The sequence below is a fragment of the Flavobacterium sp. ABG genome, assembly GCF_001027725.1.
Taxonomy (GTDB): domain Bacteria; phylum Bacteroidota; class Bacteroidia; order Flavobacteriales; family Flavobacteriaceae; genus Flavobacterium; species Flavobacterium cupriresistens.
The window spans coordinates 19,445-32,747 of record NZ_LEKS01000015.1 but is presented as its reverse complement, the minus strand read 5'-3'; the positions used below and the strand labels follow the sequence as shown (position 1 = coordinate 32,747).

The following is a 13,303-nucleotide window of genomic DNA, read 5'->3' as shown; positions in this document are numbered from 1 at the left end:
ATCCTTATAATATAGTGTAGCAGTTACTGAGCCTTATCAAATTTTTATATAGCAGTTTTGCGTCTGGCAGCTGACTTAATTTTCAATTTTAGCAGGGAATGTTTCGTGTCATTAATCTTCCATAATTGCTATGGTTCAGGACTTGCTACGCTTTTTTTAGAAATATTTTTCTGGAGATTAGTTAACAGAAAACTAAGTAGCATAGTACAATTTAGAGGTAATATAATATAGGTTTAGTAGGCTGATTGCTTGTATTTTTAAAATAAAAAAATAAATTTTGATCCAAAATAACGACATAGATCTGGTTGAAGATTTTAGAAATGGCAAGGAAAAAGCAATTCGTAAGTTGTATCTGCTTTATTACCGACCGCTGTGTTATTTTAATAAGACTTTGATTAAATATTCGCAGGAAGCGGAAGATATTTCTACAGAAACATTTTTAAAACTGCTTCAAAAAAAGCATGATTTTGACAACTTATCAGATATAAAATCGTTCCTTTTTGTGACCTCAAGGAATGCGTGTTACGATTTTTTGAGAAAAGAGAAGCGCCATAAAAAAGCGCATGAAGAAATTAGCTTTTTAACCGAATCTGCAGAGCAATTTGGAGAAGGCGAGATGATAACAGCCAAAGTACTCCAAACCATTTATTGCGAAATGGAAAATCTGCCCCAACAATGCCAGGAAGTTTTCAAATCTATTTTTATTGAAGGCAAAAGCACCGCTCAAATTGCAGGTGAAATGAAAATAAGCCCACAAACGGTTTTAAATCAAAAATCAAGAGCATTGTACAAAATCCGATTAGCACTGCATCAGGAGAATATACTTTCTACAGTGGCATTGGTTAATATGCTTTCGGTGCTATTTTACAAACAAAGATAGTATTGCTCTTTCGCATTCCCATTAAGTAAACGGTACCCTTATCGTGTTTTACTCCTCCAGTTCAATCCGAAGAGCCTCACAAACTCCTACCTCATTTTTGCCCCTCTGAGCGAAGTCGAAGAGCCGCATAAACTCCTACCTTATTTTTGTCCCTCTGAGCGAAGTCGAAGAGCTACCTACCTTAAATATAATCTTTTTTTATAATAGTCTTTATTATTGCAAATCAACTAATTACAAAATAATTTAAAAATAACTCCATTTTCCTGTAGTTAAAAAAACAGTTGATACGTGTTGTTCTATACAACATAAAATCAAAGTTAAGATTATGTCAAATTTGCCATTTCAAATAGATGAATTAATATTAAAATTCCTCAATAAAACTATTACGCCTAACGAACATTTTGTTTTAAAAGAATGGATTAACAGCTCCTCAACCAACAAAGAAATCTTTGAGAATCTTACCAATAAAGAATGGGTAGCTACCGAATTAGATAAAATGTATGAATTTGAAAAAGACGCAGGTTGGGAAACCATCGCAGCTTCCTTAAAACACGCTAAAAGAATAGCCGGAAAAAAGAAAAGAAAGTGGTTTCAGATGGTGGCTGCTGTGGTGTTGTTTGCGTTAAGTATAGGGTTCTGGTTTTATAAAACTCCTAATAAAATAATTCCGGATCAGAATTTATCTCAAAAAGAACGTTTCGGTGCAGAAATTATGCCTCCAGAAATCAATCAGGCGATTTTAACCCTGTCAAATGGTAAAAAGATCATCGTGCAAAATGACCCCAAGAAAGAGCTGATTATCCATGCAACAGCACTAACACTAAAAACGAATGACGGCAATATCATTTCTAAAGATCGTATTAATTCAAAAAAAGAGGTTTTAGCCCAAAATACTTTAGCTGTACCTAAGGGAAGTAAGCCCTTACAGTTACTATTAGCTGATGGTACAATGACCTGGATAAATGCAGGGTCCTCTTTAACATTTCCATCTGAATTTATTGGTAAAGAACGAAAAGTAAGCATGACCGGAGAAGTTTTCTTTAAAGTAGCAAAGAACAAACACATGCCTTTTAAAGTAAATGCAAACGGAACGGAAACGGAAGCATTGGGAACTCAATTTAATATCAATGCTTACGCGGACCAACCCAATACCAAAATCACACTGGTTGAAGGAAGTATCAGAGTAGAAAAAAGAGTCTCTAAACTCTTGATCGGAAGTCTGATCGTTAAACCCAATCAGCAGGTGATAGCCGAAAAGGAGCTGACTTTAATTAAGGAGGCCAATATAGAAGAAACAACTGCGTGGAGAGACGGACAGTTTTATTTTGAAGGAGCAGATATTAAAGTGGTTATGAATCAAATTTCGAAATGGTATGATCTTGACGTAGCCTATAAAGGAACTATTAATTCTTCGTTTGTTATGAAAATCTCCAAAGATGTACCACTGTCCGAATTGCTGAAAATAATGGAAATGACAGATTTGGTGCGCTTTAAATTGGAAGGAAAAAAAATTATAGTAATGTCTTATACAAAACCATAGAGAGGCTTTCGAGAGTCTTAATAAGGTTCACCGGAAATTAAAATGATTTTATAAAAAAAGCCGGAAAGTGTTCGAGCACTTCCGGCGATATAAGAGGTTGTTTTAATCATACAAGTTCCACAAGTAGTAATTATTAACCAATAACCAAAGTTATGAATTTAAATCCAATTTTGAAGACTTCGCCTACCAAGCGAAAGTCAAAATTTAAAACATCACTAAAGATGAAAATTACCGGCATTTTATTGCTAGCAGTTACCATGCAGGTCTGCGCAACAGGAATGGCTCAAAAAGTAAGTCTGACATTTAAGAATGATAAGTTGTTGACGGTCTTTAGAGAGATAGAGAAACAGACTAATTATAGTTTTGTTTATGGGAAAGAGCAACTGATGAAAGCGCAAAACATTACGATTTCTATTCAGAATGAAAAACTAGAAACCGCCTTAGAGTTGATTTTCAAAAACCAACCCATGACTTATACGTTAGAAGGGAATCATGTGATCCTGAAAAAACGAAGTGATTTCGCAAATCTTTCAGAAATAATTCAACCCATACAATTGCAGATTAGCGGAAAAGTAACCGACGAAAATGGTTTACCGCTTGCCGGAGCAAACGTACTTTTAAAAGGAACCAAAAAAACGGTTTTGACGCAGGATGACGGAAGTTTCGAAATTCAGATTCCAAGTTATAAAAGCACTTTGATCGTTTCCTTTACGGGCTTTATTTCAAGGGAAATAATACTTTCAGAAGGAGAGAATGCGATTACCGTTCAATTAAAAGAAGAAAACAAAACACTCGATGAAGTGGTAGTTGTTGGATATGGCTCGCAAAAGAAAGGAAGTTTAACCGGTGCTGTTTCTTCTATAAACGGAGCCGCTTTGGTAAAAAGTTCTACTCCAAACGTTTCCAATACCTTAGTAGGGAGGGTTGCCGGAGTTATCGCAAATAACCGTTCCGGAAGACCCGGAGATGACAATGCAACCATTCTGATTAGAGGAATCAATTCTTTCGGAGGAGGAACAGGACCTTTAGTCGTGATTGACGGCATACCCGATCGAGATTTAAGCAGAATGAATCCCGCAGACATAGAAACGGTTACGGTTTTAAAAGATGCTTCGGCCGCTATTTACGGAGTGAGATCTGCCAATGGTGTAATTCTGGTAACCACTAAAAGAGGGAAACTAGGGAAACCAACGATTCAATACGATGGTTCTTACGGGATACAGCAATTAACCAGAATGACCGAGCGTGTTAATTCGTGGCAGTATATGACCTATTATAACGAATTAAATGTAAACAAAGGAAATGCCGCACCCTACGCACAAGCAGATATTGATAAATACAAAGCAGGAAATGTTCCCAATTATACCAGTACAGACTGGATGAAAGCGGTCTTTAGACAAAATGCCCCACAATCGACTCAATCGCTATCCGTTAGTGGTGGGACTGAGGATGTGAAATACTATTTATCAGGCCAATATCTGAATCAGGAAAGTAATTTCAGAAACAGCGATGAATTGTTTAAACAATACAATCTGAGATCTAATATAGATGTAAAAATAAGCAACAACCTAAAAGTCAATTTTGATCTTGCCGGACGCAGAGAAAGCAGGGTGTATCCTTCGGCATCGGTAGGTAGTATTCTTCATGAAACGGTTAGTATGTATCCGTTTATTCCGGATTATTACGCAAACGGACTTCCTTCTGCGGGTATTGCAAATGGTAGAAATCCGGTTATTATGACTTCTTCAGCTGCGGGATATGATAAAATTCAAAATTTAATCCTGAATCCAAAAATTGGATTTGAATTGAAAATGCCATACGTAACCAAAGGATTTTCTGTAAGTGGTTATGCCGCTTTTGATTATGCTTTGCGTAGCGAAAAGAGATTTACAAAACCCTGGGATGCGTACTCGTATGATAAAACTACCGATACTTACAACAATCAAAAAGCAAGTACTGCTATTTCGAGTGTAACACAAGATGAATTCCTGTCTAATGAAAATACGTATTTTTTTAAAGCAGCTTACGACAGACAGTTCGACAAACACGAAGTAAACGCTTTTTTAGGGTACGAGCAAACCACCAATATAAATAAGAGAACCACGGCTTACAGACGAGATTTATTAAGCGATCAATTGGATCAGATTTTCACAGGAAGCACCGTAGCGCAAGATGCCAATGGATTTGAATACCAGGACGGAAGAGAAAGTTATTTAGGCAGAGTGGCTTATAACTATGACGGTAAATATTTTGCAGAAGTTTCGGCTCGTTATAACGGATCATTCAATTTTCCTACCGAAAATCGTTGGGGAATGTTTCCCGCATTATCCTTAGGCTGGAAAATATCCAATGAAGATTTTTTCAAGAATAATATTAAAATAGTAGATCAGTTTAAAATTAGAGCTTCTTGGGGGAAAATGGGTAACGATGCTATCGCACAATATTTGTTTATGACCCGATATCAATTGAATACGATTCAGGAGTATAATGTATATTTTGGAGACTATACTCAGGCGACTAATTTATACCTTTCATCAACACCAAATCCTAATATTACCTGGGAAAATCAAGACACAAAAGACATTGGTTTTGACGCTTCTTTTCTGGACAATAAATTAAAAGTAGGGTTTGATTATTTCCACTATGTAAGAAGTGATATTTTGGCAGCTCGTAGTGCATCGGTTCCGCAGTACACAGGGTTAGTACTCCCTCCGGAAAACATTGGGAAATCACAAAATCATGGTGTAGACATAGCGGTTAGTTATGCTGGTGGTACGACAGATTTCAAATACAATGTAGGGCTTAATTTTACCTATGCCAAAAGCAAAGTCATTTTTCGTGATGAGTCCCCAAATATTCCCGAATGGCAAAGATCTACCGGAGAAGCAATCGATTCGTGGTTAGTGTATAAAACAAACGGAATCTATCGCAGTCAGGCAGATGTAGATGCATCTCCACACTTAGAAGGAGCTGCCCCCGGTGATCTTTGGCTAAAAGACATCGATAATGATGGTAGTATCACAAGCAACGATAAGGTAAGAATCCCCGAATCTGCTACACCAAAAATCGTGTACGGTATTCCAATGGGATGTCAGTACAAAGGATTTGGTTTGGATATTCTTTGGACGGGTCAAACCATGGCAAAGCAAATGATACTTCCTCAGGCGCAAGGTTCTATAATTGCCCCGCCAACCTGGTTGTATGATGGCAGGTATACAGCAGAAAATCCAAATGCCCCATATCCGCGAGCATTCAACAGTACAGATAGCAGAAATAATGTTCCTGCCGATTTTTGGTTGAAAGATGCTTCATTTCTTCGTCTAAAATCTCTTGAAGTATCCTATGTATTACCAAAAAACATACTGAACAAACTAGGTGTTACAAACTTCAGATTTTATGTAGGAGGTTCTAATCTGTTCTCTATTGATAAAATGAAAAAATACAATGTCGATCCGGAAACGAATAATACCACGGGCATTAATTACCCTCAGGTACGTATTTACAGATTTGGATTGAATATCGGATTATAATAAAATAGCTAAAGAAAGAAGTATGAAAAATTTTAAAATAAGAAGTATAAAAAATAAAATAGTACTGGCTGTTTTTCTGATGGTCAGTGGACTGTTCTGGTCTTGTAGTGACGATATTTTGGACAAAGTTCCTTTAGATTCCTATACAGATGCATCGGTTTGGAATGATTTAAAGCTGACAGAAGCCTTTGTGAATAATTTGTACAATGTACTCCCAACCACACAACACAACTGGGATACCGCTACAAACCGCACTTGGGCACTGTCTGCTTCTTGTGATGAAGCGTATAATAAATTCAATGATTATAATTCTTCAATTATCAATTCGGGTGCGCTGACACCGGATAATATGAATGAATTTGATATCTGGGCTCCAACCTATGCCATCATTCAAAATTGCAATATTCTGCTTTCTAAAATCGATCATGTTCCGGGTGATCCCCAATGGAGAAATCGTTTAAAAGGAGAAGGTACTTTTCTAAGAGCCTATGCCTATTTTAAATTAATCCGTGATTATGGCGGAGTACCTTTAGTCAAAGAACCTTTTGATTTGAACAGTAATTTTAATGTAGATCGCAGTTCTTATGAAGCATGTGTTGCCTTTATTTCGGATGAATTGGATAAAGCCGCTACCATGTTGCCTTTAGATCAGAGCGGTGCCAATTTAGGAAGAATCACCAAAGCAGCGGCCTTAGCATTGAAATCCAGAACACTATTGTATGCCGCAAGTCCGCAATGGAATCCGTCGAATGATTTGACAAAATGGAAGAAAGCGTCTGATGCTGCTAAAGCCGTAATCGATCTTAATGCATTTCAATTGTACACCGGAAATTATGCTGATTTATTCACTACCGCTAATTCGGAAATAATTGCCGTTCGTTTATCGAGTAAGGTTCCGCAATGGAGTGCTTTTAATGGAGTGGAAATGTTTAATTCACCAAGTGGTTTTCATGGCTGGGCATCCTTTGCTCCAAGTCAGAATCTGATAGATGCTTTTGGAACGGCCGATGGTAAAGATATCACAGAACCGACATCAGGATACGATCCTCAAAAGCCCTACAAAAACAGAGATCCGCGTTTTTATAAAGATATTGTTTATGATGGACGTTCGTATGGTAATCCTGCCTTTTGTCAGGATCGTTACAAAGCAGGACATTCAAACATGGCAGAGTTTTATGAAGGAGGTTTAGATTCTCCTCAAGGCTGGGATACCTGGAACAATAGTGCGACACGTTATACGTTCCGTAAATATTGTGATACTACTTTTAATTACAATACAGAAACCCAAACCAACAAGCCTTACATCATTTCGCGTCTGGCAGAGATTTATCTGAACTATGCCGAAGCACAATTTAAAACAGGCAATGATGCCACTGCACTGCAATACCTGAATCTGATTAGAAAACGCGCAGGAATAAACAATGATCTGCCGGCATTATCAGGAACAGCATTGGAGAATAAAATCTACAACGAAAGACAAATCGAATTGTGTCTTGAAGGGCACCGTTATTACGATGTACGTCGATGGAAAATTGCCGAGGTAACAGAAAACAAACCATTGATGGGGGTCATTATTACCAAGAATGCTAATGGTACAAAAACGTATACCTACACTAAAGTACAAGACAGGGTTTTTAAACCACAACATTATTTATTGCCAATTCCAAGAACAGAAATGAACAGGACAAGTCTTGTTCAGAATCCGGGATATAATTAAGGGTTTTGATTAGTTGAACGATATTATGAATCATAAGCATAATATCAATTTTGGTGCAAACCCACTTTTTAGAAATAAATAGCTGGGTTTGTTTTTTAGATTATTTATAAAAAAACAAAAAACAAAAAATGAAAAATTTTAAAACAATAAAATGGGCTCTTATCAGTATGGCTTTTTGCGGTACACAACTTTCTGCACAAAAGGTCGAAGATTTAGCACCCACACCGCCAATGGGTTGGAACAGCTGGAACACTTTTCACACCAATATCAATGAGAAAATGGTAATGGAAACCGCAGACGCTCTTGTTTCCTCAGGAATGCGCGATGCCGGATACGTCTATTTGGTTTTAGACGATGGCTGGATGGCAATGGAAAGAGATCGTGAGGGAAATTTGGTTCCGGATCCTAAAAAGTTTCCACGCGGAATGAAGTTTGTTGCCGATTATGTGCACTCCAAAGGATTAAAATTCGGAATGTACAATTGTGCCGGAACCCTAACCTGTCAAAAATACCCTGGAACTCGAGGGTATGAGTATCAGGATGCAAGAAATTACGCCTCTTGGGACATTGATTTTTTAAAGTACGATTGGTGTAATACAGCCGGTATAAATGCTAAAGAAGCCTATACAACTATGAGTGATGCATTGCAAAAAACAGGAAAACCAATTTTGTTTAGTATCTGCGAATGGGGTGTAAATAAACCGTGGGAATGGGGAAAAGGAGTAGGACAGTTGTGGAGAACAACAGAAGATATTTATCAGATTTTCGATTCGGTACACGACGAGGGAACCTGGAATTCGTTGAGTGTAATGCACATCGCTGATTTACAGTCCAATCTTCGTAAATATTCAGGACCGGGTCATTGGAACGATCCTGATATGCTGGAAGTAGGCAACGGAATGACTTATAATGAAGACAAAGCACATTTCGCTCTTTGGAGTATAATGGCGTCTCCATTAATCGCTGGAAATGATGTTAGAAAAATGACAAAAGAGACCATAGAAATACTAACCAACAAGGAAATTTTAGCAGTCAATCAAGACCCGCTTGGGATTCAGGGATTCCGTTATCTGGACAAGGACGGATTGCAGGTTTGGTTTAAACCGCTTAAAAACGGAGATTGGGCAGTCTGTTTTGTAAATCGCAATACACTGGCCAAAACCATTAGTTTTGACTGGAGCAAAGAAAAAATTGTAGACGACATTTATGCTTATTCATTGGATAAAAACAGCACCTACAACCTCTTGGATCTTTGGAGCAAGAAAAATGCAGGAACCACAGCCAAAGAACTAAAAGCGACAATAGAACCACATGGCGTATTGATGTACCGATTAAGTAAAAGCGCTCTTTAAGTTGTACAGCATGTTGTCTACAAATGTTTGCAGCTATTGATATAACGTAAATATTATTTAACACATAGAGACATAGATTTAGGATTGACAATTTTTAAAGCTTAACAAGCTATGTCTCTATGTGTTAAAAATAACTATGCGCAACAGTTTGATATCGTAATTCAGATAAATGAAACTTAACACATAGAGACATAGATTTAGGATTGACAATTTAAAGTCAATCAATAAAAACAAATTTTTGTAAGATACCTTATGTGTTTTATTTTAAGTGAAACGTCTTTTTTTAGGCTCAGCGAACTATGTCTCTATGTGTTAAAAACAATTATACGCAACAGTTTGATAGAGCAATAGAATCACAAATTAAAAATCAATTGAATGAAGAAGTTATGTATTGGCAGCAGAAGGATTTTTTTCGCTGTTATTTTAGTTTTAGTAACCTGCAAATCGTTTTCACAAGAAAATAGTCGGTGGGAAATTGAGCAAAACGGATCAATTACATGGAAGATAAAAGATAATATTCCACACAAAGATCACATAGAAATGAGCGGTAGAAAAATCTCCGCTGTGCTTCGTTACGGAGTAGGAGCAGACGGTTCTTTTAATAGTACCCGTAGTTTAGTCTGGCCTATGTTACGAACGATTCCAAACAACACCCATGCCAGTTTTACCCGCCAGTTTGCTCAGGATGCGATGCGGTTTGTTTTGGTAAACTATAAGCCGATTGTCAATGAAAAGGTAGTTTCGGTAACAATAGATGGAACTTTACTAGCAAAAAGTAAAGTCGATAATACCTTAGAAGTAACCCGACAGTATTTTCCGTCAACCTCTTTGCCTGTTTTCTGCGAAAATTACACGATCAAAAATACAGCTGATAAAAGCTGTGTAGTAGAAATTCCGAAAATTAATTTTGAGTATAAGTCAGCGAAGGATAAAGGTACAGAAGGCAGTTACAACGTAATAACCCGAGTTGCTAATGAAGGAACTTTTGTGTTACAGCCCGGCGAAACGATTGATTTCTCTGTTTTTTACTGTGCAACTAAAAAGAACGAATCCATACCGGAATTGAATATGGAAACAGAGAAAAAGAATCGCTTGGAACTGGTTCGTCAATTAAGAACTAAATTGGTATTAGAAACCCCTGATCCGATCCTGAATACCGAATTTGAGTTTGCAAAACTAAGAGCCGCCGAGAGTATTTTTGAGACAAAGGGAGGACCCATGCACAGTCCCGGAGGAGAATCGTATTATGCGGCAATCTGGGCCAACGATCAGGCAGAATACATTGGTCCTTTTTTTGCGTATTTAGGTTATGATTACGCCAATAAAGCCTCTTTGAATGCGTATTTGCTTTTTGCGAAATACATCAACAAAGAATATAAGCCCATACCAAGTTCGATTGTAGCAGAAGGAACTGATATCTGGGACGGTGCAGGCGACCGCGGTGATGCCGCCATGATTGCCTACGGAGCGGCACGTTATGCACTGGCAAGAGGAAATATCAGCGAAGCAGAACAAGTATGGCCTTTAATTGAGTGGTGTTTAGAATATTGTAGGTTAAAGCTAAATTCTGAAGGAGTGGTTTATTCGGATTCAGATGAACTGGAAGGACGATTTCCGGCAGGAAAAGCAAATCTGAACACCTCATCCTTGTATTATGATGCTTTAAATTCAGCCGTTTATCTGGGTAGAAGTTTGAAGAAAAATCCAAAACAACTGGATTTGTATAAGCTCCAATCGCAGAACTTAAAAACGGCTATCGAAAAGTATTTTGGTGCTGAGGTAGATGGATTTCTAACCTATAAATATTACAAAGAAAATGATGTTTTGCGCGCCTGGATCTGCACGCCGCTAACAATGGGTATTTACGATCGTCAAAAAGGAACGATTGCCGCCTTGTTTTCTTCTAAATTATGGACTCCCGATGGACTCGCCAGTGCAGCTGGTGACAAAACATTCTGGGACCGCTCGACTTTATATGCTTTAAGAGGAGTTTTAGCCGCAGGAGAAACCGATAAAGCATTGGATTTTTTGCATTACTATTCCGAACGTCGTTTGTTGGGCGATCATGTTCCTTATCCGGTAGAGGCATATCCTGAAGGAAATCAACGCCATCTTTCGGCAGAAAGCGGTTTGTATTGCAGGGTTTTTACGGAAGGATTATTTGGTATTCGTCCTGTGGGGTTAAATAGTTTTACTTTTATGCCACGTCTTCCTAAATCATGGCCGGGTATGAGCTTACGAAACATAAATGCTTTTGAACAGAATTTTGATATTACAGTTAAACGAACCAATAACGGACTAAAAGTAACCGTTTCGAATCAGAATAAAATATGGTTTGAAAAACAAATCAAGGAAGGAAATTTAATTCAGGTGACATTCGATAAATAATAACAAATAAAGAGACCTTTGGTGTTTAATCAAGTGACGCAAATACGGCTCTAAAATGAATTTTTATAACTTAAATGGTTTAAAAGAGATCTGTATAATCCATTAAATTCTATCTAACTCTTTTAAGTTATTAAAAAAGAAGTTGTTTAGATTCCTCGTTTTCGCGACCACCTTCATCATTTTGCGACGAATTTCACCACTTGGCCCGAATTATTTTTTGCTACTGATTAAAAGGATTTACACAGATTTTATAAATCATTTTAATCCTTTAATCAGTGGCATTTTTCTTGCTCATAGATGCGTCAATTTAGCAACTCTTTTTGTAGTAAAGGCAGAACTCTAAAACTTGTAATTAACGCCAGCTGTAACAAAACCTTTGATTCCAAATCCTAATTCAGCAAATCCGCTTAATTTTTCTCCAACACGCAAGCAAATTGGATTAACCTGCCAACCCAAATCGATAGAATTGTTTTTAATTACGTTCTGATTTGTTTCTGTTATTTTTTCGTTCGTAAGATAAGCACCGATGCTTGCTGAACCATAAAAGTCTACTAGCGATGTCCTTAAATAAGTGTAATTTGCAGTAGGTAAAATCAATATGTAGTCAACAGCTCTCTTTACTGTCTTTGAAGTTTTTTCTGTTATCATTTTAGAGCTGTAATTCTGGTAACCAAGATCAAGTCCAACTCTACTTCTATCCGTAATTTGATACCTGTAACCGGCTTCTATCATACCAAAAGAGGATTCGGACTCTATCTTTGTTTTTTCTCCTGTAAAGCCATCAATAATGGCTGTTGGTAAAATATTTGAAAAGGAATCAATTGCACCAAGAGTAAAACCATCACTATAAGCCACATGTACTTCATTATTGCCCAAATCCTGTGCTTTGATTGATCCTGTTATTACACAGAATAACATTGTTATAACAATACTTGTTTTCATTTAAGATATTATTTTAAGATTAATTGTCGAAAAAACAAATATGAACACGAGGTACTACAAATCAAAAATCAATTTATAATGACTTGTTTTTGATTTATTTCTGATAAAAAAGAGTAGTTAATCTCTAAACGACTTGCCAAAAAATTATGAAGCTCTTTTGTTGCACAATACCAAATTGGCGGAGCACACTTTTACATTTTCCCCTCATTTATTTATAGTGCTAAATTTATAAATGTTGGTCTGGGAGAGAATTCTGAAAATTGTGGCAGAATTTTTCAGGATAGGTTAAACAGAATAAAAAAAAAAGTAAACAAAATAAAACTTTCAGAAGTATTATAAGGCAGGTTTACTTCAAGAAACCTTTGTTTTGTCGGAATTAACCAATGATTGAGTAGTTGTTGAATTTATTAATGACTATTTTTTTTATGTATTTGTTTAATTTTGTTTAATAAATGTTGGTCTGTTAACTTTTTTTTAATTAATTTTAACTAGCTCATACATAAGGCGCTAAGCGCAAATCAATTTTTTTTGTTGCTGCCAATCACAGCAATTTTCAACAAACGTTATCTGCCCCAAATGATGGCTGTTTGCTATAGAGTAAGATTTTTTAAGCCTACCAATTAATTGATTAATTCTCTACTGTTTTTAAGTAGAGACATTTTTATACTTAACGCTTATGAGAAGAAAAGTACTTAACGCACCCTTTTTTTTGTGCTCTCTGGTTTCTTTATTTTTTAGTTATTCAGAACTAAGTGCAAACACGGATCAACTCAACAGCAGTACTAAAGCTGGATTTGAGTCTTCTTTTAAAAACGAAAATGAAACTGTTTATATCGATTTATCGAGACAGGATTTCTTGTTGGGTAGAAAATCAATTCAAAGGCGTTTAATTGATTCCGAAAGTTGATAATCGAAACGACAGGCTGTAAGAATTAGCTGATTCTATGCTGTAAC

At 36.7% G+C, this 13,303-nt stretch carries 7 protein-coding genes; 6 read left to right on the top strand and 1 reads right to left on the bottom strand.

Annotated features, from left to right (window positions below):
• Positions 1–277 precede the first annotated feature (277 nt).
• The 6 genes from AB674_RS15445 to AB674_RS15420 all read left to right on the top strand — a co-directional run bounded on the left by AB674_RS15445 (position 278) and on the right by AB674_RS15420 (position 11,407).
• On the top strand, positions 278–880 hold the full coding sequence (locus AB674_RS15445; RefSeq protein WP_047778037.1) for an RNA polymerase sigma factor: 603 nt from the start codon (positions 278–280) through the stop codon (positions 878–880).
• Between the two features lie 325 nt (positions 881–1,205).
• Entirely contained in the window at positions 1,206–2,420 is a 1,215-nt protein-coding gene (locus AB674_RS15440; RefSeq protein ID WP_047778035.1) for a FecR family protein, read from the top strand.
• A gap of 221 nt (positions 2,421–2,641) precedes the next feature.
• Positions 2,642–5,950 carry a SusC/RagA family TonB-linked outer membrane protein gene (locus AB674_RS15435; RefSeq protein ID WP_053004293.1) on the top strand — a complete coding sequence of 1,103 codons (3,309 nt, stop codon included), beginning with the start codon at positions 2,642–2,644 and terminating at the stop codon, positions 5,948–5,950.
• 22 nt (positions 5,951–5,972) lie between these two features.
• A complete protein-coding gene (locus tag AB674_RS15430; protein WP_053004292.1) occupies positions 5,973–7,667 on the top strand; it encodes a RagB/SusD family nutrient uptake outer membrane protein in 1,695 nt (564 codons plus the stop codon).
• Between the two features lie 128 nt (positions 7,668–7,795).
• Entirely contained in the window at positions 7,796–9,019 is a 1,224-nt protein-coding gene (locus AB674_RS15425) for a glycoside hydrolase family 27 protein (RefSeq protein ID WP_047778033.1), read from the top strand.
• 375 nt (positions 9,020–9,394) lie between these two features.
• The gene (locus tag AB674_RS15420; RefSeq protein WP_047778032.1) at positions 9,395–11,407 is read left to right on the top strand and encodes a hypothetical protein; all 2,013 of its coding nucleotides are present in this window, start codon (positions 9,395–9,397) and stop codon (positions 11,405–11,407) included.
• Positions 11,408–11,746: 339 nt separating this feature from the next.
• On the opposite strand, the gene AB674_RS15415 is transcribed toward AB674_RS15420, so the two are convergent.
• Positions 11,747–12,349, bottom strand: coding sequence for a hypothetical protein (locus AB674_RS15415; protein ID WP_053004291.1), 603 nt, complete (start codon positions 12,347–12,349; stop codon positions 11,747–11,749).
• Positions 12,350–13,303: the final 954 nt, after the last annotated feature.